Origin of the sequence: Stomatohabitans albus (genome assembly GCF_036336025.1) — a bacterium.
In the GTDB taxonomy this organism is placed as follows: Bacteria; Actinomycetota; Nitriliruptoria; order Euzebyales; family Euzebyaceae; genus Stomatohabitans; species Stomatohabitans albus.
The window spans coordinates 518,113-544,765 of record NZ_JAYKKE010000001.1 but is presented as its reverse complement, the minus strand read 5'-3'; the positions used below and the strand labels follow the sequence as shown (position 1 = coordinate 544,765).

The window sequence follows — 26,653 nt, the reverse complement described above, 5'->3', positions numbered from 1 at the left end:
GGTCCACAACCTAGTAGGTAAGGGCAAGTGGTTTGCCGTCCATCTCTGTAACACGAACAGGTGTTTCAAAGACGTCACTCAGGACGTGTTCAGTGACGACCTCTTCGGGGGTGCCGTGTGCAATGAGTCTGCCCGCCTTCATGGCGACGATTCGGTCCGCATACCGAGCCGCGGTATTGATGTCATGAATGACGACGACAACAGTTCGGCTGAGGTCGTCTGCGATTGTTCGCAGGAGTCGCATCATTTGTCGACCGTGGCGTAAGTCAAGATTGTTGAGCGGCTCATCCAAGAGAAGATGGTCTGTTGCTTGCGCCAGGGTCATCCCAATAAATGCCCGTTGGCGTTGGCCACCACTTAAGGTGTTGATATCTCGGTCGGCAATGTCGTCGAGGCCCAACTGAGTAATCGTTTCTGCAACCACTGCGCGGTCATGGGCGCGTGGGCGCCCAGCGCTGTGGGGATATCGTCCCATCATGATGAGTTCATGAACCGTTAAGCGAACATTCAGATGGTTCTCCTGCCGGAGTATCGCTAAACGCTTGGCCACCTCCTGCGACCGGAGGGTGTGCACATTGTTGCCGTTAATAGAGATAGTGCCCGAGGCCGGGGTATCAAGGCGTGCGGTCAGCCCGAGCAAGGTGCTTTTACCGGCGCCATTTGGCCCGATTAAACAGGTGACACCACCATCGGGAATGGTCAGTGAGATGTTGTCTACAACGGTGTGTGCCCCGTAGCGTTTAGATACCTGGTCAATGGTGATCATTTGATAGCCCCCTTCAATAACAATATAAGAAAGAGCATGCCGCCGATGAGTTCGATGACGACCATCACAACCGTGCCGACACCGAGTAAACGTTCAAGGACAAACTGCGCACTGACTAACGTGGCTGAACCAATAACACCAGTGATTGGTAGCAGCCAGCTATGGCTGTAGGTATTTGAAACGGCAACGGCGATATTGGCGACAAGTAGGCCTAAAAAGGTGAGTGGGCCGATCAGCGCGGTTGTCACGCTGACCAAGAGGGCACAACAGACGAGAAGTACGAGTACCACGGGTGAGTAAGCCAGACCAAGGCTGATGGACGATGCCCGACCTAAGGTCAGGATGTCTAGTTGGTAGCGACAATGCCAAATAATCAGGCTGGCAACGCCGCATAACGCCAGGGTTGTTAGAAAGAGCGCCGGATCGACCGCTTCAAATCTGGCAAGTGAACGGTCAATGACAACCAGAAACTCTTGTGGGTCGATGAGCCGTTTAAATAGCGAGGCAATAGAACGAAAGAAAATGCCGGTGATGATACCTACAAGGGCAAGGCTGTACAGACTTCGGTGGGCGCGAATAAAGACGACATAAAACAAAAGTGAGGACATACCCAAGAGCAGGATGCTTTCGAGTCCAAAGAGAAGTGGGCCGGGGATTGCTGATACATTCATCCCCCCGAGGAAGAACACTAAAAGCGTTTGGATGAGGGCAAAGAGATCATCAATACCCATGATGCTTGGGGTGAGAATACGGTTTCGTGTGATCGTTTGAAACACGATGGTGGCGAGCCCCACTGCAAATCCCACAACAATCATTGGGCCCAATTTGCCCAGGCGCATACCGAGGAGTTTTGCGGTCAGTGATGGCGATACGGCATCCCATGTGAAGAGCAACTTGCCGTTGTCTACAGAGAGGGTAACAAAGGCGATACTTGCAACAATCAGTACCACCAAACTGATGGTGAGCACCCAGAACGGTCGTCGGTGATAAACGGGAATCGTTCGTGCGATAGGTTGAGGTGGTTGTGGTGGCGATTCAGTCACGATGTTCGTCCAAATGCATGACAAGGCCGAGGAATATGCCAGAACAAATCACCCCAAGTGTGGTACCAATTGGCAGTTCAAAGGGGGGGATGACGATCCGGCCGATGACATCTGCAACGAGGACTAACCCAGCACCAGAAATGGCAACCCACGGAATCGAAAAGCGCAGACGGTCACCAATAACGATACTGACTAAGTTTGGAACCACGAGGCCAAGAAAGGGCAGCCCGCCAACGACAGTTACCACGATTGAACTGGTGACTGCAACCAATGCCAACCCCCAAATAAGGGTTGCGCGATAAGAGACCCCAAGGTTCGTGGCGGTGTCTTTGCCAAGACCAATTATCGTGATGCGATCAGCGGTTACCCACGTGGCCAGACTGGCTAGCCCAACGAGAAATAGTAATTCGTATCGTCCAGCGATAATCGGTGCAAAATTGCCGGTCGTCCAAGCACCTATGGACTGAAGCAAGTTGTGCCGCAGTGCGACAAAGGTGACACCAGCTTCAACAACAGTGGCTGTCATAATGCCTACAAGTGGGATCAGCACACTTTGGCGGGCAGGGATCCGAGCGATCAGGACAACGAATACCGCGGTCACGGTTAGTGCCCCAATGGTGGAAACGATCAACTTGATGATCACTGGAGCGCCAGGGTTTACTAGCAACACGATGAGTATGCCGGCACTGGCCCCGGCCGTGGTGCCCGTTGTTGATGGTTCAACAAATCGGTTTCGGACGACCAACTGCATCACCAATCCAGCGACAGCCATAGCCGATCCTGACAATACGATAGCGATTGTTCTCGGGATCCGGCTAATAAAGAGGGCTGACCGTTGCGCTTCGTTCAGTTGACCGGTAAGCACATCGCTTGGCGTGAGATCAGCCGCGCCAACGAAAACGCTTGTAACAGCCAACGCAATGGTCACGAGGACAACCGCTGTCCCAATCACCCATGGGGATCGGTACAGCGGCTGTGGTTGGCTAACCGGTGCGGTCATATAGACGCGAAGCGTTGGCTACTTGGATAGTGCTTCGGTTAACTGATCAATCATGGCCTTGGTGTTATTCAAACCATGAACGGTGATGTACTGTCCAAAGGTTTCGGGGTAGAAGATATGGTTATTCTTTGCCGCATTTGTAGCCTTCACAAGGTCGTTATCTAATAACACCTTGGCTGATTGGGCATCTTCTTTCCCAATTGCAGTGTCACGGTCATACACAAAGAGATAATCAGGATTGGCTTCACGAATCGCTTCATAAGTGATGACTTGGCCATGGCGGTCATTCTTTGTGACTTCAAAAGCTGGTTTCATCCCCGCAATATCAAAGACAAGAGAACTCATACGGTTATTTGTCCCAAAGGTGCTGACCTCGCCACCAGAGGTCATGACAACCATGGCGGTTCCTTTGTCCTTAGCTGCGGCCTTCAACGCGTCGGCACTTGCTTTAATGGCGTCCAGTTTCTCTGTTGCCTTATCACTTGCACCTAAGATATTGGCTAAGTCGGTATTGACCTGGATGACGGAATCCACGTAATTGGAATAATCAATTGAATCGTCATACACGGTGTACTGACTGGCTAATTCTTTGCCCACTTCTTGTGAACGAATGCCTGTAATCACCAAGTCCGGTTCAGTGACAGCAAGAGTTTCAAGGTCAAGTTCGCGTGGTTGGCCCACGTCTTTGGCATTTGGGAATGTTTTGGCAAGCCCCTCCTTGTCAACGGACATCGGGATTGCAACAACCAGATCGTTGAGACCGAGGGCATCAATCGTGTCTAGTGCCCCATATTCAAGGACCGCAATTTTCTTAGGGGCTTCCTTGATCGTGATGTCACCAGCAGATGTTGAATAGTGCTGCGGGAAGGTTGCCGCAGTTGTTGAAGCTTCGCTGGCCCCTTCACTTGCCATCTCTGATGAGGCATCATTTGCCTCTGCACTAGCGGAAGCGGTGGTGGCTGATGGTACATCTGAAGTTGATGTAGTCGGCTCGGTGCTTGAACAGCCGGCAGCCATAGCCGCAAGTGCGGAAAGTATGGCAGCAAAACGGGTTGTACGGGTCATAGATATGTACTTCCTATCGATTAATGGATGAGTTAGTAAGGTTATCCTTACTAAACTATTTGTCAGGCTTATGTGTCGAATGCGAAGGATTCGCGCGTTCCTACAGGCTGGAGATTGCTTTTCCACAACGTATGCACTGTCGTGAGAGCCTATGAATACTTGTGGATAATTACTATCGCTTGCTATGTATTGCATACGCTTCTGCTATGGAATGTATGCCCGTTGCAATCAATCTGAACGCCCCTGATCTGGCACAAGCTGTAGGACGTTACGTAGAAAGCATGTTGGGCTGGCAGGTGGTTGAAGATTCTGACCACCTGCCAGCCAAGCTCATACTCTGTGATTCACCAACGCCTGGTCGTCGCTGTGTTGTTATTGGTGACGATAGGTTAAATAGAGAACAAGCCATGCGTGATGGCGCTCTCGACGCCCTGGTCTGGCCACGAGATGCCAGTCGATTGGGCAACGTTACGTTCAAACCGAAAGGGATCCAAGCAAAGCGTCGTCTGGTTATCAGTCAGTCGGCACCCCATGTTGGGGCGAGTACCTTGTCGCTTGCAATTGGTTCTGTCTATGCCTGGGCTGGGATGCGCGTTGCTCTCGCTGCTACTCCAGAAACAATTGTGGCTGCTGGAATGCAGTACCCGGGGCGGCTGCTCGCATGTCCGAATCTGTGGCTTATTGACCCAGAAGCAGGTCCCCCTAATGGGTTTGGCATTGTGATTGTTGAAGCCCCACTGAGTGAACACACTCAAATCATTGTCGGGCGCTGTGATCGTGCCCTGGTGTCTGCTGCACGTACGTATCCAATGGCACGTCGGGTCATCGGTATTGGTGATGGTGAATTATTGCCGCGTGAGGTTGGGGCATTTGTGGGCATGGGTCGTTTTGGTCACGTGGGGTGGTCCTATCGCATTGCGCGAGGCGGTCTTCGAGGTGCATTACCCCAGGCGTTCCCAGGGCGTTTCCTCAAGGTGCTATCGAGAACGCTTGGGCAACCTGTGCCTGGTGTTTGGACTCCTCGTAGAGGAAATACGCGGCACCAATCGACGCCGTCACAATCACGGCATTCATCCGTAGCCCGTCCGCACCCGCAGGAGCCAACACGTTTGCTCAAGGGGGTGAGTTAGATGGTTGCTTCCCAGCCAGCCTTGCAAGAACGTATTCGCCGGCGATTAACTGCCCTAGACATCGACGTTCGTGATTTTGGAAATCCTGGGCAGGCTCGGGCTCATATTGCACGAGCCTTACACGAAGAGGGGGTGATAGCCGCACCTGATCGCATGGCTGAGCTCGTGCGGGATCTGACGGATGATTTGCTTGGCTTAGGTGCCCTTGAACAGTTGTTACGAGAGCCAGGCGTTACTGACGTCATGGTCAACGGACCGCATGAAGTTTGGGTCGAACGCGACGGTTCGATGGAACGCACCAGTCTGACCTTTGCTGATCAAGATGCCCTATTGCGAGCAATCCGGCGCGTGATTGGGCCAAGTGGTCATCGTCTTGATACGGCACAGCCCTGGGTAGATGCACGGTTAGCGGATGGGTCGCGGTTACATGCGGTTATAGCACCAATCGCCATTGACGGGCCACTCATCACATTGCGTCGATTTAATGCGGCCACATTGAGTCTCAATGACCTGCGTATGTTAGGGGCCGTCCCGGAAGCGGTGTACACATTGTTAACGGAGGCGGTTGCTGCTCGTCAATCAATTGTGGTCTGTGGTCGAACCGGTTCAGGGAAAACAACGCTGCTTCAGGCGCTGCTTGGATCTGTTGATGCCACTCAGCGCATCGTACTCATTGAAGACTCGCCGGAGATTCGTGCAGAAATGCCCCATATGGTGCGCATGCAGACCAGGCGTATAAGTGCTGAAGGAAGCGGAGAAGTCACCATTGCTGGACTTGTACGACAAAGCCTACGGATGCGCCCAGACCGCATCATCGTTGGCGAGGTCCGCGGCGTAGAAATTGTTGACGTGCTTCAGGCGTTGATAACCGGCCATGAGGGCTGTATGACGACCGTTCACGCAGCATCAAGTCATCAAGCCCTTGTCCGTCTCGAGGGTATGGCCCTCCTGGCGGGCGTACCTGAACAGGCGGTGTGCGCACAACTTGCGAGTGCACTAGATCTCATAGTCGTTTGTGCACGCAGCCCACAAGGTAAACGTGGTGTGGTTGAAATTGGCCAAGTCGTCGGCGGTCAACCAGGAATGCATCCTCATATCGAACCGCTCTGGGAGCGTGCGGCATGGTGACGCACCCGACACCGCTCACCATGAGTGATGTCGTGATGATTCGTGCTGCCTTATCGACAGGAGTCGGTCCCGTGATTGCCATGATTCGTGCAGCTTCATACAGCACACACGGCACGGCGCTTCGAGTGATTGCAGCACGCTTGGCAAGTGGTCAAACGCTGACAGACGTTGCAAGCCAGTTTGTTGATGCAGATACGACCGGTCGGTTACTGCGAGTTCTCGCAATGGCCGATCAATGCGGTACCGCGGCTGGCCCTGTTGTGGATGAAGTCATCCACGGTATTCGACGGTCAGCACGAATGGCTGCCAGCGTGCGTGCGAAACAAGCCGAGGCCAACGTAACCGCAGCCATTTTGATTGCACTTCCTTGTGTTGGGTTGACCATGGCCATATTGAGTGGGGAAGCGGCACGCACCTTTCTGATGTCGTCTTGGGGAATTGGTGTGCTCGCCATAGCGATAGGCATGATGCTGTTGGCAGGGCTATGGATGCGCTATCTCGTTCGAGGGGTTCAACGTGCAGCACGTTCTGTCGATCCCCTTGTTACCCGTAATGGTAAACAGGCTGATCCGTCAGCAGAATTAACTGACCTTTTGGCACTCGCTTTAGGTTCTGGCGTGGCCCCTGAGCAAGCGTTCTTGTTTGTAAGCCAACTCATCGGAGAGCCACAAGCATCGGTTTGCCTTCAAGCTGCACGAAGTTGGCATGTAGCTGACGACCCGTTAGAAGTCATGCCAGATGCGTTAAGTGATATCGGGCGCATTTTGATTGCAAGTACTGCTTGGGGTGCCCCGGTGGTTACCACCTTGCACATGCATGCAGAAGATTTGCGGATGCGGGCCAATGAAGAGGCCTTAGAAGCCGCAGAGGGGTTGAGTGCCCGATTGGTACTCCCCACCACATTGCTCCTCATGCCGGCCTTCATGCTCGTCATGGTTGTCCCGGTACTTGTACCGGCTATTACGAGTGTTATTCATCGGTAGGGAGCATCAACCGCGCTATGCGCGTAACTGCTATGAAAGGAATAGCCATGTCATTCAAAGAAAACCTTATAACAAGCAAAGGCCAGATGGTTAAGCACGCATCTGTCCCGGACACCTACGATCCTCATCACCCCGAATCTGGTGCAACCACGGCCGAATACGGCATGTTGGCCGGAGGCGTCGTGGTTGGTGGTGGTCTTATCTACTCGATTCTAACCTCACCATTTTTTGAGGAGCTCGTTCGGAAACTCTTTGATTTCCTGGCTGAGCTAATTATCAACACCATCCAGGGGGCAGTTGCCGCAACCGCTGCTGGAATCTGGATGTTCTAGGCCTATCTGGCAGCTTGGAGCGCGCCCAAGCTGCCTCAGGTTTTCACGATGGCTTATCTGAACACCGGTCGTCATGACCAAGGAAGTCAAAGCCTAGAATTTGCCCTCGTCAGCCCATTCATCGGCATAGCCGTTGTGCTGGTTGTGATTGCTGGTTCGTATGTCAATAGCGTATTGGTTACCTCTGGTGTTGCCCAAACACTCGCTCGTCAGCTCGCATTAGTTGGCACGATTGACCCCCCGTCCCCCTATGTGGTCCATGTAGTTCCACCACATCCAAAGGAAGGTGCTTCGTTTCATGTTGTGGTTGAACGGCCAATCAAACTCCCACTACCTGGTGCCCCCACATGGACGATACGCCAACAGGCATGGGGAGTTCGCAGTGTTTCAGCAACACCATAAGGACGCCTTACTTCACTATCGACCGATAAGGCAACCAGCTGATCATGAACAAGGTGCAACAGCACTCACCATCCTCCTCGCCTTAACGGCCACGGTTGCAGTTGCCCTCGCCATAATGGCCGCGGCATCTGATGCCCTCTCTACCTATCAACATGGCCAGCATGTTGCTGACATGATGGCGGTCACATTGATGCAAGAATCACCGCTTGTTGGCGGGGTTGGAACGCCGGACAGGGGTTTGCTAACCCGAATTGCTATTCATGAGCATGTCCAAGTTATCAACGTGGATACAACCGGCTGGCCTCTTGAAATTCGAGTTCATATCCGTGCAGAACCAACCGGTGTATTGCGTGGCTTGTGGTCTGGAGTGCTAGCTGAGGGTGCGGCCGAGGTGATTCCACCCCCTACCCAATGACGAACGCAGCGTGTGTATGGCATCCATCAGCGGTGCCATACACACGCGACAAAGAACCTATTGGGTGACCTGGTAGATACCCTCACTCGGTTGAATAATGACAAACCCTTGGCCGCTGAATTGGGCTTGGAATAGTTCCCCTGAGCCGCGCCCGATTAGCGCACCAGCCTTAAAGGTTGATTTGAGTGTTGCTTGTAAGCCTGCTGACCACCCAACAAGGGCATTGGTATCAGCAAAGGTGGGGGCTTTAGTTGCATCAAGCACTAACGGGTCACCATCAGTTGAAAAGGCAAGCCAGCCAGTTCCTTTAAACACCGTATTAACAAGGCCTCCCGCAGCCATGGCAACCGCCCCACCACGAATCATCTCGATGTTGTAGTGAAGCGCCCCAGAAAAGGCCAGCACGTTAGATCCATTGATACTGAGTGCCGCATTGTTGAGATGGATGACATGCACCTTTTGGGCTTGTTGGGCGAGATATACCTCCCCGTGACCAGACATTCGCATTAGTGGAACGCCTTCACCAGTCAACGCCTTTTTAAAGAGGTTTCCCATGCCTTGGCTCTGATAGTCAAAGTCCACATTTCCCTGGTAGCCAACCATGGCACCTTGACGGGCCACCATTGGGGTTCCAGTAATGAAGCAGCGAAGGAACCGTCCGTTCACCACATCCACCTCGCGTACCATTGCATCGGCATCACCGGTGCCGAGTAAATCGCCGGTAATGCCACCCGTGTACTGATGGACATGGTCATTAACAATTGAGTGTCCGCTATCAGTTGTAGCAAACGACGGGTTTCCAGCCGTCCCTGGATTGCCTGACACTACCGCTGCCTCTTCATTGGTCGCCATTTGTACTGGTGAACCCTGGTTTCGTGGTGGAGCTTTGGGGTCCCGTTCACCTAGAGGTGCTGTGCCTACGAGCTCTCCATTCGCTACGTGCTGAGTAAAAGCTGTACCGTCATGCCACCGATAATCGTTCATTCCATCGGGATCTGGCTGCCAACTTCCTTCAGATTCGTTGCTCATATTCACTCCATTCCTATAGAAAACCCCTACCATTCGGGGACAACAAGAACAGTTCTACCGTAAATAGGTAGGCAAGGGCTGTAAAGGGCACACTAGAGCAGCCCTAAACTTGACGGAGGCTAAGAGCTATGCACATTTCTAAAACTGGGGTTTTGCTTGCCAGCATTGCAGCCGTGAGTCTTACCGCTTGCAACGCTGGACAGACCACAACACCTGCCCAGTCCGATGCGAGTAGTGGTACTCAACAAGAAGCAACCACAGATGGTGCACAGGACAGCGTAACGGCTGCATTGGTGGACCCACCTAAAAACCTTGACTTTACTGCTACCGCTGGTGCAGCTATTCCAACATTGTTGATGAACAATGTGTACGAAACGCTTGTTACAACAGACTTGCACGGCACGTTTAACGGGTTACTTGCTAAAGAGTGGGAGATCAGCCCAGATGGCAAGACCTATACATTCAAGCTTGTTGATAACGCGACGTTCTCAACAGGAGAACCGTTTAACGCACAGACGGCGAAGTTCACCCTTGACCGGCTCCGCAATAATGAGTGGGCAAACAATAAAGACGAACCAATGATGGTGATGGAGTCTGTTGAAGCTCCTGATGATACGACCCTGGTGGTGCAGTTATCCAAGCCCTCACAACAGTTCCTCTTCCTGCTATCAACCCATGTTGGTGCGATGATGCACCCGGACCATATCGACAATCTTGAGCAGAACGCCGTTGGGACGGGGCCGTACAAGATTGGAGAGTTTGTCGCAGAACAAAAAGCCGTGCTTGAAGCGCGTGATGATGCTCGTCAACCCGTTGATGTAAAGACCGCCACATTCCGATATATCTCGGATGCAACAACGGCAGTAAATGCGCTTCGTAGTGGTGACGTGGACATCTTGTGGTCTATGCAAGCGACCCAGCAATTAGACAGTCTTAAGGCGGACTACAACGTCATGGAAGGGGCCACAACCAATAAGGTCTTGCTGATCTTCAATAATGCAGCTCCACCCTTTGACAAGGTTGAGGCGCGCAAGGCTGTTGCGTCTGCGATTGATACCGATGCGTTGATTACGGCAAGTGATGGGCGTGGAACACCATTAACTGCCCCGGTTGCGACAACAGATCCTTGGTCACTGAGCGATGGTGGCCCTGTATTTGACCTTGATGCTGCTCGATCAATGGCTTCTGCAAGTGGGCTGACGTCCTTTGCGATGAAGGTACCCACGTTGCCCTACGCCCAATCTGCTGCCGAACTGGTGAATGCACAGTTAAGTGCTGCAGGTATCAGCACAACGATTGAAAGTGCCGAGTTTCCTGCCGTATGGCTTGATGAGGTCTACAAGAATCGGAACTATCAGGCCACAATCATCGCCCATGTTGAACCCCGTGACTTGCCCGGCCTCGTTCGTCCCGAGTATTACTGGGGAGTCCAGGATGCATCACTGGTACAGAAACTTGAAGATGCCGATGCAATGATTGACCCCGATGCATCCAATACGGCGATGCAAGCGGTTGTAAAAGAAATCCAAGACCAGATGCTTGTGGTTCCCCTGTATCAGCTCCCTAATACCGTTGTGACCCGCAAGTCCATTTCAGGTGTGCAAGCTGATCAACCTATCCCTAATTTGAATATGACCACTATTGAGGTGGAATAAGGTTCATTCCTTTGTTACGTAATCTCTTGCGAACAATCATCTCGCTCGCCTTGACGAGTGTGGTGGTGTTTGTACTCCTACGCATCCTCCCAGGCGATCCTGCTCAGGTTCGCCTCGGGGTTCATGCCACCCCTGAATCATTAGCGGCGCTGAGAGCTGAGCTCGGAACTGACCAACCCCTACTTGTTCAGTATCAACAATGGATGGTTGGTCTATTCCACGGTGATCTTGGAAACAGCCTCGTCACGGGAGACAAACTGACCCCAATCATTGCTGATCGTCTCGCAGTGTCGATTATTTTGGTGTGTTTTGCGGTGGCTATTTCCCTTGTTGTCGCAGTCATTGTTGGGACCTTGAGTGCCCTGTACCCAGATACATGGTTTGGGCGTACCATCACTGCACTTTCAAGGTTTGGGGTGAGTTTCCCCGGTTTTGTCGTCGCATTAGGGATCGTGACCGTATTTGCGTTAAACCTAAAATGGTTACCGGCAAGCGGTTGGACGGTGCCGTCTGCAGACCCGGCGGACTTCCTGCGCCGCATTCTGTTACCAAGCATGGCCCTAGCCAGCGTTCCCACCGCAGTGCTGATTCGGCACGTACGGGCCGCCATGCTGGATATCGGTGATGCAGATTTTATTCGGGCGGCAATGGCCTCAGGAAAAACACGCGCACGGGCGTTTATCCAACATGGGCTCCCTAATGCATTCATCACGATTTCTACCGTGGCGGCACTGGTATTTGTTGACCTCATCGTTGGGGCTGTGGTCATTGAGCAAGTCTTTGACATACCAGGTATCGGAACCTATCTCATTAAAGCGGTGGCAAACCGTGATCTCTTTGCTGTCCAAGGGGCCATTATCTGTGTTACCGCAATCATTGTGGTGACGAACACGGTGGTGGACACGGTTGCACAGCACCTCGATACCCGCCTCCTTGACTCGGGAGATCAGGTGCTATGACCAAGTTGCATCTCCGTCCGAATGCGCTCACGCTGGGCGGTCTCATACTGGCGATCGTTGTCGCGTTCGGGCTCATCGGTGTTGTCTTTCACCCAGATGTTCCAGTCGATGTGAATAACCGTCTCGTCGGACCAACCCCCGCCCACATCTTTGGTACGGATCGTTTTGGGCGGGATATTGCGATCCAGCTCCTGATCGGAGCTAAAACGGCGATGAGTGTTGCCGTAACGAGCTTGGCGATTGCGGGGGTTACTGGCACGATACTCGGTGTGCTCGCAGCTATTTCAAAAAGCCGCGTAAAGCTCGTGATTGAGCCGGTCACTGATGTGCTCCTCGCCTTACCTACCCTTCTCCTTGCCGTTGTGCTCGGGGCAGCGTTTACCCCGTCAACAGTGACGGCAACGCTAGCGATCGGTATTGCAGGTATTCCCGGTTTTATCCGGGTTGCACAAGCGACAACGGCACAAGTCCGCCATAAGCCTTTTGTGGAGGCTGCGGTGTTATCTCATGTGTCTCGCCCTCGAATTATTATCCGCCACATCCTGCCAAATATTGCGGGTCCGATTGCCGTGCAGGCTTCAGTCATGATGGGGCTGGCTATTTTGGCAGAAGCATCCCTCAGTTATCTTGGCCTTGGCACGCCTGCACCGACACCCTCATGGGGTCGCATGCTGGCTGATGCGCAACAGTATTTGCCAACTCACCCCATCTATGCACTGTGGCCGGGCCTTGCCATTGGTATCAGTGCGTATGGGGCGAACCTCTTTGGTGATGGGTTACGTGATTGGTTGGATCCGCGCCATGACTAAGAAACGCCCACCTATCCCCGTACCTCGTATCAAAGGACAGGCTGACACTGTGGCAGTCCAAGAAATGCCGATTATTGAAGTCAACGGGTTAGGTGTCCGTGCCGGACAAAAAACCTTGGTTCGGGATGTCAGTTTTGTGATCGCTCCTGGTGAACGCATTGGGTTGATTGGTGCGTCTGGGTCAGGAAAAAGTGTGACAGCCCAAGCGATCGCCAGTCTGTTACCCACTCAACTTACTCCGCAAGGTTCGGTTCGAATCAATTGCCCGGCTATGCCAACGGCGTTGATTGAACAGGCAGGGGGTGAGTGCCAGTATCTTGAAGTGATCGGGGCATCAGAGCGGACCCTTGCGAAGGTTCGTGGTGCAACGATAGGGATGATTTTCCAAGACCCTCGTGCCGCATTGGATCCGCTCGTTCGTGTTGGTGATGCCCTTGCCAGTGAACTGGGAATCCCGTGGTATCAGCGGGGGCGGCGGCAAGACCCTCGTGTTATCAGTGCCCTTGAAGATGTTGGTCTGATGGCTACCCATGCGCACCGACGACCCCATGAGCTGAGTGGTGGACAGTGCCAGCGCATTGGGATTGCGATTGCACTTGCAAATGAACCCGCCCTGTTAATCGCTGATGAACCGACAACAGCTCTTGATGCACTGACACAGGCACAGATAATTGAGCTTCTCAAGCAACGCCTCGACAGTCAAAATACTGCTCTCCTCTTTATCAGTCACGACTTGGCCCTTACCCAAGAGATGTGTGAAAACGGACTCATCATGGACCGGGGTGAAATTGTCGCTCGTGGAGCCATTCGAGCTGTTATGGATGACCCGCACCCAGCCGTTGTGACGTTAAGTCGTGCCATTGAAAACCGTAGCGATGCCTTCGTTCCCCGTTGTGCACCGTCACAATCCAGTACTGACCAGACCCGGCAGGCTGTGATATTTGAAGCAGTAACACGTACTCACCGTGGTGGAGAAACACCAACACTTGACGATATTTCCCTGGTGATTCCTGAAGGTGGCCGAGTTGGTATTGTCGGTGCGTCGGGGGCAGGAAAAACAACACTTGTTCGTCTAATCGCAGGGTTAAATCGCCCGACTGCGGGCAAGATCACCGTTAATGGGCGGGTACAGATGGTCTTCCAACACCCCAAAGCATCCTTCAATCCTCGTTTACCCCTCCGAGTGAGTTTGGAGGAGAGCTTGAACGATGCTGCCCCAGATCTCAGTGCCGAAGAGCGTGCAGAACGTATCACTTCGGCGCTTGCACATGTTGATCTTCCGCCAGATTCGGCTGAGCGCTACCCCACTGCCTTTAGTGGTGGGCAGTTGCAGCGCCTGGCTATTGCCCGCGCAGTGCTAGGTGAAGCTGATATTTTGATTGCTGATGAACCCGTGAGCGCTCTCGATATTGCCGTTCGTCGGCAGGTGCTAGACACCCTGGAGAGCCATGCGAAGGGGCGAACATTAATCATGGTCAGCCATGATTTTGCTCCCGTGGCGCAGTTGTGTGACACCGTTGTGGTCATGTCCTCGGCCACCATTGTCGAAGCTGGTCCAACAGAAACCCTCTTTACTGATCCCAAAGACCCCTATACCGCTCGATTGGTTGCCGCTACTCGTTTCAAGTGTTTATGACCTGGTTTGAAGACCCGATAGAACCCAACGCTGAAGATGAAAGCCGCTTGGGGTATCTCTACCGGTCAGTGTCAGGTCGGTATCACGTTGGTCAGGCAGGGATACGGTTCATCAGAGCCATGGCGTGGGTAGTCCTGATCTTGAGTGTGGCTGGGCTTGTGTGGCCATCGATAACTGACCAGGTGAGTGCCCATCTTGTGCAACAACCACTGGCTGATCAGCTGGTGACCAGCCCTGATTTATTCGCACGGTTTGAACAACGCAGACTGATCGCAGGTGATCCGATGAGTCGCATCGTCATCCCCAAAATAGGGGTCGATAACGTCGTGGTTGAAGGGACAGATGCTGATGATTTACGTGCCGGTGCTGGCCATTATGTTGGTTCACCACTTCCAGGTGAGGCCGGTAACGTCGCTATTGCCGGCCATCGCTCTACGTGGGCAAGTCCGTTCCGCCATTTAGATCAACTGGTAGTGGGCGATCAGATTGAACTGCACTCCCCCGTGGCCACCCATGTATATACGGTGGTGGAGGGTGGTGAAAAAGCAGTACAAACACGCCTTAATGATGATTGTGCCCCAGGAGCACCATGCTGGGTCACCGCTGATAATGCTTGGACAGTGGTTGACCCTGAACGTGAGGCAATGCTCACCTTGACGACCTGCCATCCGGTTGGTTCAGCTCGCCAGCGGCTTGTCCTCAGAGCCAAATTGGTGAGCAGTAGAACAACGGATGGCAAGGCCTTACCGCTTCCCACCCCAATCGAGGGGCCGCTACCGCCTGGCCCGGCCCCCAGTGGTGCTGTACCAGGTGGCGTTTAGGGCTAATACCAGTGGGTGAACTCCCTAGAACTGCGTTCATGGTGCACCCACACTCTGCGATGCGCTAGAACGGTTCAGGGCCTATCGTTTGGCTTGGAGTGCCTCATTTTTTGCCGCAACCTTGGTGTGCATATCCTCAGCGTATTGCTCAAGTGCTTGGGCAATAGTCGGATCGTGTGCCCCGAGTATGCGGGCGGCGAGTACACCAGCATTGGTTGCGTTACCAATTGCAACACAGGCAACAGGCACCCCCGCTGGCATCTGGACGATGGAATGTAAGGCATCGACACCTTGTAACGGGGTGATGTCAACGGGTACCCCGATCACGGGCAAGGTCGTCCACGCTGCAACCATGCCAGGGAGGTGCGCAGCCCCACCAGCTCCGGCAATAATGACGCGCAGACCGCGGTCACGGGCTGTTTTTGCATACTCCGCCATACGGTCTGGGGTGCGGTGGGCGCTGACAACTTGAACCTCGTAGGGCACGCCAAGGGTGTCTAAAATCGTTGCGGCGTCTTGCATTGTGGGCCAATCAGAATCAGAGCCCATGATGATGCCAACTAATGGTGCTAATTGCGACACATTTTCCCTTTCGGATTTAGGCAGGAAATGTTGAATCAAACGGTAGCGTGGATACCCCATGGCCGTGATGATGATGGGTGCAAGTCACCATAATGCGTCTATAGATTTCCTCGAATGCCTGGCCATTGAACCGGCCCGCATTCAATCAGTGCTGCAATCAATCTGTGATTTAGAAGAGATTGATGAGGCAGTGCTGATTAACACGTGTAACCGAAAAGAGGTGTACATCTCATCCCGTGACCCTGAAGGGGCTCGTGATGCGTTGCGCCACACGATTGCGTGCCTGTCTCGCCAGACTGGGGCGGAGCTAGACGTATCGTTGAAAACACTTGAAGATGAAGATGCTGCCCGGCACTTGTTTACGGTGGCCTGTGGCCTTGATTCGATGGTTGTCGGCGAACAACAGATTCTCGGGCAGGTTCGTGATGCGATGGCGGCATCGTTGGATGCTGGTGCGAGCGGGCCGGTACTGAACAAGTTGTTTCGCCAGGCAATTCATACAGGTCGGACCGTTCGTCAGCACACTACGATCAGTGAGGGCGCCCATTCAACGGTGACCGTTGCATTAGATTTGGCTAAGCGCTATCTCCCTAAGGAAGGTAGCCGTGTGCTGATCTATGGTGCGGGCATGATTGGGGGGATGGCGGCTCGAACCCTCGCGGGGTTGGAGAATAAGCCAGACCTCAAACCAAGTGAAGTACACATAGCAAATAGGACTGAGTGGAAAGCGGAGGAATTAGCTGAACGGTTAAGCGCCCGCGTTCCACACACCTATGCGATGCCCCTTGACCTTGACCATCCCTCTGAGATTGACCATGTCATTGGTGGGGTTGATTTACTTGTTACCAGTACTGACATTGCGTTCCCGGTGTTTACCAAAGAGCGTATTGCACGTATCCGAAAAGGGAATCCAAACCCCCTCGTCATCGTCGACTTAGCCGTTCCTCGTGATGTGGCTCCTGAGGTTGATGAGTTAGACAATGTACGGCTATTTGGGATTGATTCACTCCGCAGTGTTGTCACTGACGGCCCAAGTGCAAAAGCCATTGAAGATACGTGCGGGTTTATTGAACAAGCAGTGGGGGAGTTTACGGCTTGGACGTATGGGCAAAGCGTCGAACCAACCATTACCGCTATGCGTCAACGTGCTGAGGAGATACGTCGCCATCAACTTGAGCGAGTGGCATCCAAACTTGGTGATTTAACTGAAGAACAGCGCAAAGCAATTGAGGTGTTGACACACGGGATGGTCAATCAGTTCTTGCACTCACCAACGGTGAAACTAAAACAATCAGCACAAACACCAGATGGTGAAGGGCATGCCCGGACCCTTGCGGCCCTCTTTGATTTGGATGTGTCCTAATGGGTACTCATTTGCTCTCAAACCGTAGCCCACTCCGTGTTGCAACCCGACGTTCTGACTTGGCGCTTGCCCAAAGTGCCCAAACCGTTGCGCTTATACAGGAGCGTTGTGGGCTGATTGCCGAGCTTGTACCGATGTCTTCCACCGGAGATGATCATCCTGAACGTGCCTTGGATGCCTTTGATCGTAAAGGTATTTTCTTAGATTCCTTACGTGATGCATTGCTTTCTGGCACAGTAGATATGGCAATCCACAGCTGTAAAGACGTTCCAACTGACCCAACGCCAGGATTAGCGATCACCGCGATCCCACCACGGGCTGATAGCCGTGATGTGCTTGTCAGTATGGCTGGATTTGATCTTGACAGCCTTCCCAGAAGGGCAAGGGTTGGAACCTCATCTGCTCGACGGTCAGCGCAGCTCTTGGCAGAACGACCAGACCTCATTATTGAACCAATCCGTGGCAATGTACCCACCCGGATTGGTCGTATCCACCGTGACCTAGATGCGGTGGTATTAGCTGGTGCAGGACTTGCTCGTCTTCAAACTGGCCGTCCAGGAGCCCCTCATGTGCTGAACGATATTGCCTATCAAGCTGTACCCATCGACGTTAATCACATGGTTCCGGCGCCCGCTCAAGGCATTTTGGCTATAGAACATCGTGATGATGACCACGAACTCATCGCGGCGCTTGCCCCACTCAATGATCCACAAAGCGCTCGGGCAGCTCACATCGAACGGAGTATTCTCGCCGACCTCGGCGGTGGCTGCTCAATCCCATTAGGGGTACATGCTGATTTCGATGATGATGGTACAGCCACGGTACGTATCTTTCTTGGGCGTGGCGAAGGCCATTCCCCCATCCGATTGACTGAACAACTAGATGCAGATACTGACGCCGTTGTATTTGCTCGTGATGTGGTTGCGACACTCAAACAGAAGGGTGCATGATGGCAGGAATTGAGGAGCTTGGAGGTACCCCAGCGGTACCTGGAACGGTGTACCTCGTGGGAAGTGGACCAGGTGCACCGGGGCTTGTCACGGCCCGAGCAGCCAAGTTATTGGCTACGGCGACCTTCGTTGCGTACGACCGCTTAGCTTCCGCCGAAGCTCGTGCCCTGTGCCCGCCTGAATGTGAGCAAGTATTTGTTGGCAAACGTCCGGACTATCACGCCCTTAAACAAGAAGGTATCAATGACCTGATTGTGCAAAAAGCCCAAGAAGGTCATGCCGTGGTGCGGTTTAAGGGTGGCGACCCGTTTGTATTTGGACGCGGAAGTGAAGAAGCCTTGGCCTGCCTTGAGGCTGGGGTGCCATTTGAAGTTGTACCGGGGATTAGCTCATCGGTTGCTGCGCCAGCGTTTGCCGGTATTCCTGTTACCCATCGTGGGTTGGCCCACGGCTTTGCGGTGATTACGGGACACGAAGACCCAGACGGCCAGGATGACCCAGTCAACTGGCCCAATTTGGCAACGTTCCCGGGCACCCTTTGTGTCTTGATGGGCGTAGCACACCTTGAACAGATTGCGAATGGGCTCATGCGTGGTGGCAAGTCGGCTGATACGCCCGTTGCACTCGTGCGGTGGGGTACATTGAGCCGTCAGGCTGTACTGCGGTCTACCCTGGGAGAAGTTGCACATGAAGTAGCGCGGACGGGGTTTCGGCCGCCTGCGGTAACCGTGATTGGACCAGTGGCAGCCTTGGCAGATCAATTGACGTGGTTTACTGACCGTCCCCTTCACGGGCGACGTGTACTTGTGCCGCGTACACGCCAAGATTCCAGCGTCGTATCTATGAAGCTTCGTGCCTTGGGTGCGGATGTGGTGATTGCACCAACAATTCAGATTTTGCCCGCACTGAACCCTGAACCAATGCGGAGGGCACTCCATTCGCTTTCTACCTACGGGGCAATTGCATTAACGAGTCGGAATGCGGTCCGTGCGCTGTTCAACGGGCTTGCTGATGAAGGATTTGATGGCCGGGCCCTTGCCGGGCTGCGCCTAGTTGTGGTTGGACCTGGAACGGCAGAAGAGCTGGCCACCCATTCGATTATGGCTGATCTTATTGCACCACGAGCAACGGCGGAGGCACTTGCGCGTGCGATCAGCAATGACCCGGATTTCCCGCGGGATAAACCAGTTTTGGCACCGCTTGCAGATATTGCGGGGCCAACGTTGGCAGAAGGGTTACGCGAGAATGGGTTTGAGGTACACGATGTAGAGGCCTATCGCACCGTGCCTGCCTACGAGCTTCCACCTGGTGTGGCCGAAGATTTGGCGAAAGGGCGCATTGATGCAGTGGCCTGTTCATCTTCATCAACGATTCGCAATCTTGTGGCACTGTCCCCAGACGGTATCGCTGCGTCGGTCAAACTCGTTGCCATTGGACCCTCTACCGCAGCCACCATTGAGGACCTGGGCTACCAGCCTGCAGCTATAGCACACCGCCATGATGTTGACGGCCTTGTAGCCGCCTTGATCGAAACGTTGACCAGTGCATAAACCTGAACACCCCGAAGCAGACCATCCCGTAATCAGCGGGCATATTGATGCCCTCAATCGTGGTGATTTACAACAGATCCTTGAAACGTTTACACATGATGCTGAGTTTACGAGCCCAGCCGGAAAAGCCACAGGAACGGGAGAGTTAGCTGACCTTCTCGGCCCAACACTAGTCGGTCCACGGGCACGGATGCAGGTGTTGAGTATCCGTCCGATCAGTTCTGCTGATGGTGACCGTGTGGTTGCCCATGTTCGGCGGATTGTCCGTCTAGCTGATGGTGACCAGGTGATTGCAAACCATGAGGTTGACCTTGTACTCACATTCACCCTTGATGGTGAGTTGATTAGCCGCTGCCATACCGAGCTGTTAGATCCTGGCCGCTAGGCACATCGTTCCATCTCGGTTCATAGCGTTGCTGTTAGAGCAACGGTGCCACGACCTTTGCTGCTTCGATAGTGCGATCGATGTCTTCTTCCATATGCGCAGAAGAAACAAACCAAGCTTCATAGCCACTTGGTGGCAAATTGATGCCGTGGTCATGCATAGCATGAAAGAAACGGCCAAAGCGAGCATGGTCAGCTCCGTTTGCATCAGCCATCGTCTGTACGGGTTTATCCGAAAAATAGAGGCAAAACATCGACCCTACCCGTGGGGTTTGGACAGGGATACCCGCTTCGGTAAAGACGGCGCTGAGGCCGTCGCAAAGCCGTTGTGCAAGCGCCTCTAATCGGGTGTACACCTCGTCATCAAGTAGCTTTAATTGTGTCAGCCCTGCCGCAACAGCCACGGGGTTTCCACTTAATGTGCCAGCTTGATAGACCGGGCCGGTAGGAGCGAGATATGCCATCACATCGGTCCGACCACCCAGGCCAGCCAGGGGATAGCCTCCACCGATAACTTTCCCGAAGGTGACAATATCTGCATCCAGCCCAAAACGAGCAACTGCACCACCCTTACCGAGGCGGAACCCAGTCATTACCTCATCAACAATCACCAGGGCACCAGCATCAGTAGCAAGTGACCGGATCAACTCGTGGAACCCATCAATAGCTGGTACACACCCCATATTGCAAGCCACTGGCTCATAAATGATGGCTGCAAGTTCATTCTTATATTGAGCCACGACTGACTTAAGGGCTTGCGGGTTATTCCATTCAACAACCAGGGTGTCTTGGGCAGCACCCGGGGTTACTCCAGGGCTGTCGGGCAGGCCAAGGGTTGCTATGCCACTCCCTGCGCTGACTAATAGGGCATCAGAATGGCCGTGATAGTGGCCGATAAACTTGATCAGTTTTGACTTGCCCGTATATCCACGGGCCAGACGAATAGCCGTCATCGTGGCTTCAGTGCCACTCGATACGGCTCTGAAACACGCAACACCGGGTACCGAAGCACACACCATTTCGGCAAGTTCGACTTCCCCTGGGGTTGGCGCCCCAAAACTTGACCCTTTCATAACTGCTTCGGTAGCGGCCGCGACAAGTGCCGGATGCGAGTGGCCCAAAATCAGCGGGCCCCAGCTCATGACGTAGTCCAAGTATTCGTTGCCTTCAGCATCTGTAACGGTCGCACCACGCCCTGAAACAAGAAATGCAGGCGTGCCACCTACCCCATTCCAAGCTCGTACTGGGCTGTTTACCCCACCAGGTATGACCGCTTTGGCTCGGGCATACCATTGGGCATTTGACAGGTTCTGTTTGGTTGGGCTCGTCATGGTCACAATCCTAGAAGGGTTGGCACCAACACGGGATAATGAAATCGTTGACACGGTGTGTGCCCGAGAGGGTGAATCGATGCGAGCAATGGCTAATAGCCATCAGCATCTGCGTAAGAAACGATGCCCTGGATCGCACGGGTGAGCACTCTGATTCTGCGTTTGACTTCTTCGCGCCACCACAAGCGACCAATGACTGCACCAATGGTCCCACCAACGGTTACCCCAATGAGTCCACCGATGATTTGATTCGTGAGCGGTGTGAAGGGCAGTACAGAAAACATGGTGTGAACGGTGAGGCAGATAGGGGTGGTTGCTGAAGCCACCGCCACGGCACCACCGATAGCAGCTACACGTTCTGACGGCATGTCTGCGGTTATCGAAAGGATAACCCCTTCTGGGGAGTGGGGAAGGATGTTGCAAGTTAATCCGGTTAATGACCACATTGTTGGTTCGGTGTGATCGTATGCAAAGCGTTTCCCGTCATAGGAACTTATAAACGTAAACCCGTTGGGAATCTGGGCGTCTATTTCCATAGCTTCACATGTGGTGAGGTAGAGGCTTGCTGAGCGGTGTACCTGACAAGGTGGCTGTGGTACAAAGCGTTGGACATTCAATGGGCCGGCTTGACCGAGTTGAGGAGTAAAGATGATGGGTTCGCTGAGGGCCCGTTCGATGTGGTATTGACTAACACCGAGGTTGTGGGCGATTGACCGTACTTCTTGGATAGTGCGTGGTGCCAGAGGTTCGCCTTGCGCACTTGTCACCCCCTGGAGGCGAATCGCGCGTTGGAGTACAGATTGTTGGAAATCCTTGGAATCCTTCCATGAATGGTGCATGCCTAGTCCTTAGGTGCATGATCTCTTCGGTAGGAGAACCTACGGTGGCCACAGGCGCATAATCGGGGGACTATCCGTTGCGTCCAGCAAAAGAGGAACGGGTCTATATTGTGTGCATATCAGGTTGAAAGACGTCTCAACCACTGGGTAGATTCGGTTAAACGGCCTGGTAGTGGTGTATCTGGTGTCTCCAGATGGTGCGGCTAAACCTGGTACCAAAACCATTCCAGCATCTATAGCCAGTAATAGGACGTTTATGAGCATCATTTCGTTGCTCAAAAGAAGAAAAAACAAGAAATGAGTGAACTAAGACGCTTCTTTTTGGTTTGAGAGGTGTATCAGTGCACTATATGGAGAACCTCATGGCCATGGATTGTACTTGGATTCTCTTGGAAGTTTCTGATACCCCAAGGCTATGCATCTGGCTTCTTATGGGACAAGCCACGAACAAACGCACCAATAATTTTGCCTGCACCTTCTGCAAGTTGCTGGGTCGGTGAAACGGGTTCGGGTAGCGGGTTGTCAATAACATCACCTGCGCCACAAATGGCTCTGGTTAATACCTCACCGTATGAGGTGATTTGGTACTTCCACCAGTACAACCCGACGGGCACACCGATACCCGTCCCCATAATTATCCCGACCGCGGTCATTCCCGCAGTCAATGCACCAGAATCGGTAGCTACAAGTCCAGCGAACCAACCGATAACGCCACCAGCTATTGCACCACCCAATGCACCGAGACCTATTGCTGTATTCGCAGGCATCACGGTTGTTTGTATCCGTAGCACACTTGTCTCATCATCAATGGATTGAATGGTTACGTCAAGATATTTGAAATCAGCCAGTGTGGTTTCGGTTTCGTTAATCAGATCAAGCAGTTCTAACCCGGTTGCTTTTTTCAAGCGGTAACCATACGGAACGCTGTAGTCAGGGACAAACCCCTCACGCCGACGCAAATAGGTGACGGCACCGGCTAACACCTCGTTGGCGGGATGGCTGACATACCGCTCAGCAACATAGGTTGACGCACGTCGTGTGGCAGGTGGACGAATCATCGGCTGCGCCAGCGCCTCAGATACATAGTGCTGAGGAACTCCCAACTGGTCAGCAATGTCACGGACATCACTGATATTCAAATCTTGATGGGTATCGCCTGCGACTTGATCACGGCCATAGAGATCCATCGCACGATTTAACACATCTCGCGTGAGGTCATGTTCTCCTGTGGCCATAAGGGGGAGTCTACCGGAGCAATACGGACAAATGCTCAGGGAATATCCAGTTTTTTACTACCCGTACATCAGTAGCTGTGCAGCCCGTTCAGCACGAGCCTCTGCGGTGTCAATGTCATTGGCTACCGCAGTTACGTGTCCAAGTTTGCGTCCAGGGCGCCAGGTCTTGTCATACACGTGGACCTTTGCCTGGGTGGTTAATGCACGGCCAACGCGTGTGGTGGGATCACCGGCTTGCGTACCAATCACATTGACCATCGCCGCTGCTTTACACGTCATTGCCGGGGACCCTAAGGGCCACCCCACTACAGCTCGTAGATGGTTTTCAAATTGGCTTGTTTGACAGCTATCTATCGTGTGGTGGCCACTGTTATGCGGACGAGGAGCGATTTCGTTGATGGTGAGGCCATCCTTGGTGACAAAGAACTCGACTGCCAAAATGCCAACCGAACCAACGAGGTCAGCGGTTCGCTGGGCGATTTTGCTTGCTTCTGACGCAACGGCAGGGTCAAGAACACCTTCACCAACGTGAACGGCAGCGCACATACCGTTCTCCTGAATGGTGCGCACTGGATCATAGACAACGCGCTCACCACTGGCGCTGGTGCATACCAATACCGCTATTTCATCGCGCAAGGGTAAATGTGGTTCAGCCAGGAGGGGCTGCCCTGCCGCCGCCTCTAACATCACGTTGGCTTCATCCATCGAACGGACTTGCATAATGCCGTGCCCGTCATAGCCACCGAGCGGAGATTTGAGGATCAGTGGCCACCCGTGTTCAGAGGCGAAACCATCTATTTCTTTCGCTGTATGTACCACTGAAAATGGGGGAACTGGCAAACCGGCCTGAGCAAAGGCGGTGCGCTGAACAATCTTGTTGGTGTACTGCAACGTTTCAGCACCTGGGTGGAGAACCTGGCCTTGGGATTCGATCGCCCGCCAATACTCGAGGGGTACCAGTTCATGGTCTAAGGTCAAGGCGTCTGTCGAATCTGCCAAGTCCTGAAGGTCTTGAGGGTCATTCGGGTCCCCATCACGAACCGCAATAACACCACGGCTACCTTCATCTCGTTCAGCAGCTAACACAGTTAAGTCCAGCCCCAAGCGCGCCGCATCTAACACCATCATGCGCGCGAGCTGGCCACCACCAACAATGCCCACCCTGACCGGCCGGTCAGTTGGCAGCTTCAACATGTCACCTTCTTTACGCACGTAGCTAGTTTGCACTCCTACCCCTTCCTTTGCCTCAAAAGGACGTCATGACAGGGGGAGTTGTGTCATTATTTCGGGGTTTCTTTTTCAGCAGACTAAGCTCGTGTAATGGCTGATATGCACGCATACACCCAAGCCCTCGCAGAAATCGGCGCCCTACCTGATGTTACGGCCCTTGGCTCTGGCAAGGTTCGTGACCTATTTGCGGTAGGGAAGGATACGTTGTTACTTGTGGCGAGTGACCGGGTCAGCGCATTCGATGAAGTTCTCCCAACACCTATCCCAGGCAAGGGAGAGGTACTCACCGGTATTACGGTGTTTTGGCTGGATTTCCTTGATGTGCCCAACCATTTACTCTCAACGGACCCCAATACGTACGGCTACGGTCTTGACGCCTTTGCCGACATACTCTCTGGTCGTTCAATGCTCTGTCGGCGTGCCGACGTGATTCCTATTGAGTGTGTAGCTCGTGGCTATCTCGTTGGGAGTGGTTGGGCTGAGTACCAAGCGTCTGGTTCAGTTTGTGATGTACCTCTTCCGTCAGGGTTGCGCGTGGCTGATCGCTTACCAGAACCCATCTTCACCCCTGCATACAAAGCACCAGCGGGCGAACATGACGAAAATATTTCATTTGAACACATGGGCGACCGTGTTGGTGAGGAAATAGCTTCCGATTTGCGTGACCTTACCTTGGACCTCTACCAGCGTGCGGCAGCTCACTGTGAATCACGCGGCATCATCCTTGCTGACACAAAATTCGAGTTTGGGCTGATCGATGGGCAGATTATGTTGATTGATGAAGTCTGTACACCTGACTCAAGCCGATTTTGGCCGGCCGACCAATATGAACCAGGACGTGACCAGGCCTCATTTGATAAGCAGTTAGTGCGTGAGTGGGTTCGTGAGCATGGCACATCGTTGCCGCTGCCCGATGACCTTGTTGCCCAAGTTCAAGCTCGGTATGCCGAAGCGTATGGGCGCTTAACTGCACCGGCGTAACCGATAGTCTGTACCTCTCCCACCCTCTCTCAAAGGTGAGCATATGCCCAAGGTGAATGTCAACGTCATGCTTAAACGCGAAATCTTGGACCCGGCCGGTCAAGCTGTGGAACGGAACCTTCCCAAGATGGGACTGGATGGCGTGAATACGGTGCGCATTGGTAAGCGCATTGAATTAGATATTGATGATTCGGTCGCAGATCCTGTAGCCCTTGCGACGAAGGTGGCCAGCCAGTTATTGGCCAATGAAGTGCTTGAGACCTTTGAGGTTGAGCACTAATGGGCACCGCTTCCCACAAGGCGGAGCTGCCCATTTCCCCGGTTAATTTGCGTATCGGGGTGATCACTTTTCCTGGTACTTGTGATGACCGTGACGCTGCCTATGCGGTTGAACTCCTCGGATGTGAAGCTGTGCCGTTGTGGTACCAAGACACCGATCTCAAAGGTGTTGATGGGGTTATCGTTCCTGGTGGCTTTAGCTTTGGAGATTACCTACGCTGTGGGGCGATCAGCCGGTTTGCCCCCATCATGGACGCACTGCGTGACTTTGCTGACAATGGCGGGCGCGTGTTGGGTATTTGCAACGGCTTCCAGATCTTGACCGAAGCTGGTCTCTTACCCGGTGCATTAACTCGAAACGTGAATATGCATTTTCGCCATCGCATCGTGCATTTAAAAAATGCCCAAGGCAAGGTGCATGCGATTTGGCTTAAAAGTGGTGAAGGGCGCTATATCCATCCTGATATTGAGGCCTTAGATGCAGCTGGTCAGGTCTGGTTGCGTTATGTGAACCCAGATGGGTCTGCAGCACGTGAAGGTGACGATGCGAATCCGAACGGTGCGATGGGCGCGATTGCAGGCGTGAAGAATGCCCAAGGCAATGTTGCTGGTTTGATGCCCCACCCCGAACACAGTGTGGACCCCGCACTTGGGGGACTTGTTGATGGGCGTGACCTGATCTTGGAACACCTCGTTACCCCACGGTTGGGCACTGAAGATTGGGTGAATGGCCTGTTGGCGGCTAAGGAGTAGACC

At 53.3% G+C, this 26,653-nt stretch carries 28 protein-coding genes; 18 read left to right on the top strand and 10 right to left on the bottom strand.

The genetic code is table 11. From position 1 onward, the window contains the following. Nucleotides 1–10 precede the first annotated feature (10 nt). Genes VCU37_RS02380 through VCU37_RS02365 form a run of 4 tightly spaced genes read right to left on the bottom strand, consistent with a single transcriptional unit; the run spans nucleotide 11 to nucleotide 3,874 of the window. Nucleotides 11–766 carry an iron ABC transporter ATP-binding protein gene (locus VCU37_RS02380; RefSeq protein WP_336249031.1) on the bottom strand — a complete coding sequence of 252 codons (756 nt, stop codon included), beginning with the start codon at nucleotides 764–766 and terminating at the stop codon, nucleotides 11–13. After that, nucleotides 763–1,809, bottom strand: a complete 1,047-nt coding sequence (locus VCU37_RS02375; RefSeq protein WP_336249030.1) for an iron chelate uptake ABC transporter family permease subunit — start codon at nucleotides 1,807–1,809, stop codon at nucleotides 763–765. Before VCU37_RS02375 ends, VCU37_RS02380 begins: the two co-directional genes overlap by 4 nt. After that, complete coding sequence (locus VCU37_RS02370; RefSeq protein WP_336249029.1) at nucleotides 1,802–2,809, bottom strand: ABC transporter permease; 1,008 nt, start codon at nucleotides 2,807–2,809, stop codon at nucleotides 1,802–1,804. Before VCU37_RS02370 ends, VCU37_RS02375 begins: the two co-directional genes overlap by 8 nt. Nucleotides 2,810–2,827: 18 nt before the next feature. Further along, on the bottom strand, nucleotides 2,828–3,874 hold the full coding sequence (locus tag VCU37_RS02365; RefSeq protein ID WP_336249028.1) for an ABC transporter substrate-binding protein: 1,047 nt from the start codon (nucleotides 3,872–3,874) through the stop codon (nucleotides 2,828–2,830). A gap of 206 nt (nucleotides 3,875–4,080) precedes the next feature. Between VCU37_RS02365 and VCU37_RS02360 the strand changes: the two genes are divergently transcribed. From VCU37_RS02360 to VCU37_RS02335, 6 genes are read left to right on the top strand one after another with little or no spacing between them, the layout of a single operon-like run. Continuing rightward, the gene (locus VCU37_RS02360) at nucleotides 4,081–5,004 is read left to right on the top strand and encodes a hypothetical protein (RefSeq protein ID WP_336249027.1); all 924 of its coding nucleotides are present in this window, start codon (nucleotides 4,081–4,083) and stop codon (nucleotides 5,002–5,004) included. Then, nucleotides 5,005–6,132, top strand: a complete 1,128-nt coding sequence (locus VCU37_RS02355) for a CpaF family protein (RefSeq protein WP_336249026.1) — start codon at nucleotides 5,005–5,007, stop codon at nucleotides 6,130–6,132. Further along, a complete protein-coding gene (locus VCU37_RS02350) occupies nucleotides 6,126–7,115 on the top strand; it encodes a type II secretion system F family protein (RefSeq protein WP_336249025.1) in 990 nt (329 codons plus the stop codon). The genes VCU37_RS02355 and VCU37_RS02350 overlap by 7 nt, the downstream gene beginning before the upstream one ends. A gap of 47 nt (nucleotides 7,116–7,162) precedes the next feature. Then, nucleotides 7,163–7,447 (top strand): hypothetical protein, encoded by a 285-nt coding sequence (locus VCU37_RS02345; RefSeq protein ID WP_336249024.1) that lies wholly within the window; start codon nucleotides 7,163–7,165, stop codon nucleotides 7,445–7,447. A gap of 48 nt (nucleotides 7,448–7,495) precedes the next feature. Continuing rightward, a complete protein-coding gene (locus VCU37_RS02340; RefSeq protein ID WP_336249023.1) occupies nucleotides 7,496–7,849 on the top strand; it encodes a hypothetical protein in 354 nt (117 codons plus the stop codon). Beyond that, nucleotides 7,830–8,264 (top strand): hypothetical protein, encoded by a 435-nt coding sequence (locus tag VCU37_RS02335; protein ID WP_336249022.1) that lies wholly within the window; start codon nucleotides 7,830–7,832, stop codon nucleotides 8,262–8,264. Before VCU37_RS02340 ends, VCU37_RS02335 begins: the two co-directional genes overlap by 20 nt. A gap of 57 nt (nucleotides 8,265–8,321) precedes the next feature. Here the strand turns inward: VCU37_RS02335 and VCU37_RS02330 are convergent, their stop codons facing one another. Continuing rightward, nucleotides 8,322–9,293, bottom strand: coding sequence for an AIM24 family protein (locus tag VCU37_RS02330; protein ID WP_336249021.1), 972 nt, complete (start codon nucleotides 9,291–9,293; stop codon nucleotides 8,322–8,324). Nucleotides 9,294–9,421: 128 nt separating this feature from the next. On the opposite strand from VCU37_RS02330, the gene VCU37_RS02325 reads away from it, so the two are divergent. From VCU37_RS02325 to VCU37_RS02305, 5 genes are read left to right on the top strand one after another with little or no spacing between them, the layout of a single operon-like run. Further along, nucleotides 9,422–10,948: an ABC transporter substrate-binding protein gene (locus tag VCU37_RS02325; RefSeq protein WP_336249020.1), complete on the top strand. Its 1,527-nt coding sequence runs from the start codon at nucleotides 9,422–9,424 to the stop codon at nucleotides 10,946–10,948. 11 nt (nucleotides 10,949–10,959) lie between these two features. Continuing rightward, entirely contained in the window at nucleotides 10,960–11,907 is a 948-nt protein-coding gene (locus VCU37_RS02320; RefSeq protein ID WP_336249019.1) for an ABC transporter permease, read from the top strand. Then, complete coding sequence (locus tag VCU37_RS02315; RefSeq protein ID WP_336249018.1) at nucleotides 11,904–12,716, top strand: ABC transporter permease; 813 nt, start codon at nucleotides 11,904–11,906, stop codon at nucleotides 12,714–12,716. Before VCU37_RS02320 ends, VCU37_RS02315 begins: the two co-directional genes overlap by 4 nt. Next, entirely contained in the window at nucleotides 12,709–14,352 is a 1,644-nt protein-coding gene (locus tag VCU37_RS02310) for an ABC transporter ATP-binding protein (protein ID WP_336249017.1), read from the top strand. Before VCU37_RS02315 ends, VCU37_RS02310 begins: the two co-directional genes overlap by 8 nt. Next, nucleotides 14,349–15,173, top strand: a complete 825-nt coding sequence (locus VCU37_RS02305; RefSeq protein ID WP_336249016.1) for a class E sortase — start codon at nucleotides 14,349–14,351, stop codon at nucleotides 15,171–15,173. The genes VCU37_RS02310 and VCU37_RS02305 overlap by 4 nt, the downstream gene beginning before the upstream one ends. An 81-nt stretch (nucleotides 15,174–15,254) precedes the next feature. On the opposite strand, the gene purE is transcribed toward VCU37_RS02305, so the two are convergent. After that, nucleotides 15,255–15,722, bottom strand: coding sequence for a 5-(carboxyamino)imidazole ribonucleotide mutase (gene purE / locus VCU37_RS02300; RefSeq protein ID WP_336249015.1), 468 nt, complete (start codon nucleotides 15,720–15,722; stop codon nucleotides 15,255–15,257). A 91-nt stretch (nucleotides 15,723–15,813) separates the two neighbouring features. On the opposite strand from purE, the gene hemA reads away from it, so the two are divergent. Genes hemA through VCU37_RS02280 form a run of 4 tightly spaced genes read left to right on the top strand, consistent with a single transcriptional unit; the run spans nucleotide 15,814 to nucleotide 20,003 of the window. Further along, a complete protein-coding gene (gene hemA, locus VCU37_RS02295; RefSeq protein ID WP_336249014.1) occupies nucleotides 15,814–17,118 on the top strand; it encodes a glutamyl-tRNA reductase in 1,305 nt (434 codons plus the stop codon). Next, entirely contained in the window at nucleotides 17,118–18,068 is a 951-nt protein-coding gene (gene hemC / locus VCU37_RS02290; RefSeq protein ID WP_336249013.1) for a hydroxymethylbilane synthase, read from the top strand. Before hemA ends, hemC begins: the two co-directional genes overlap by 1 nt. Continuing rightward, nucleotides 18,065–19,618 (top strand): uroporphyrinogen-III C-methyltransferase, encoded by a 1,554-nt coding sequence (cobA, locus tag VCU37_RS02285; protein ID WP_336249012.1) that lies wholly within the window; start codon nucleotides 18,065–18,067, stop codon nucleotides 19,616–19,618. Before hemC ends, cobA begins: the two co-directional genes overlap by 4 nt. After that, nucleotides 19,611–20,003, top strand: coding sequence for a nuclear transport factor 2 family protein (locus VCU37_RS02280; protein ID WP_336249011.1), 393 nt, complete (start codon nucleotides 19,611–19,613; stop codon nucleotides 20,001–20,003). The genes cobA and VCU37_RS02280 overlap by 8 nt, the downstream gene beginning before the upstream one ends. Nucleotides 20,004–20,037: 34 nt before the next feature. On the opposite strand, the gene hemL is transcribed toward VCU37_RS02280, so the two are convergent. The 4 genes from hemL to VCU37_RS02260 form a co-directional block, all read right to left on the bottom strand. Continuing rightward, complete coding sequence (gene hemL / locus VCU37_RS02275; protein WP_336249010.1) at nucleotides 20,038–21,333, bottom strand: glutamate-1-semialdehyde 2,1-aminomutase; 1,296 nt, start codon at nucleotides 21,331–21,333, stop codon at nucleotides 20,038–20,040. A 92-nt stretch (nucleotides 21,334–21,425) separates the two neighbouring features. Continuing rightward, complete coding sequence (locus VCU37_RS02270) at nucleotides 21,426–22,172, bottom strand: hypothetical protein (protein ID WP_336249009.1); 747 nt, start codon at nucleotides 22,170–22,172, stop codon at nucleotides 21,426–21,428. 413 nt (nucleotides 22,173–22,585) lie between these two features. Next, a complete protein-coding gene (locus VCU37_RS02265) occupies nucleotides 22,586–23,407 on the bottom strand; it encodes a hypothetical protein (protein WP_336249008.1) in 822 nt (273 codons plus the stop codon). A gap of 57 nt (nucleotides 23,408–23,464) precedes the next feature. Continuing rightward, nucleotides 23,465–24,634 carry a 5-(carboxyamino)imidazole ribonucleotide synthase gene (locus VCU37_RS02260; protein ID WP_336249007.1) on the bottom strand — a complete coding sequence of 390 codons (1,170 nt, stop codon included), beginning with the start codon at nucleotides 24,632–24,634 and terminating at the stop codon, nucleotides 23,465–23,467. Nucleotides 24,635–24,766: 132 nt separating this feature from the next. Here VCU37_RS02260 and VCU37_RS02255 point away from each other — a divergent pair, with 132 nt between their 5' ends. Genes VCU37_RS02255 through purQ form a run of 3 tightly spaced genes read left to right on the top strand, consistent with a single transcriptional unit; the run spans nucleotide 24,767 to nucleotide 26,650 of the window. After that, nucleotides 24,767–25,618: a phosphoribosylaminoimidazolesuccinocarboxamide synthase gene (locus tag VCU37_RS02255; RefSeq protein ID WP_418896463.1), complete on the top strand. Its 852-nt coding sequence runs from the start codon at nucleotides 24,767–24,769 to the stop codon at nucleotides 25,616–25,618. A 43-nt stretch (nucleotides 25,619–25,661) separates the two neighbouring features. Continuing rightward, nucleotides 25,662–25,898: a phosphoribosylformylglycinamidine synthase subunit PurS gene (gene purS, locus VCU37_RS02250; protein WP_336249006.1), complete on the top strand. Its 237-nt coding sequence runs from the start codon at nucleotides 25,662–25,664 to the stop codon at nucleotides 25,896–25,898. Beyond that, the gene (gene purQ / locus VCU37_RS02245; protein ID WP_336249005.1) at nucleotides 25,898–26,650 is read left to right on the top strand and encodes a phosphoribosylformylglycinamidine synthase subunit PurQ; all 753 of its coding nucleotides are present in this window, start codon (nucleotides 25,898–25,900) and stop codon (nucleotides 26,648–26,650) included. The genes purS and purQ overlap by 1 nt, the downstream gene beginning before the upstream one ends. The last annotated feature ends 3 nt before the right edge of the window (nucleotides 26,651–26,653 follow it).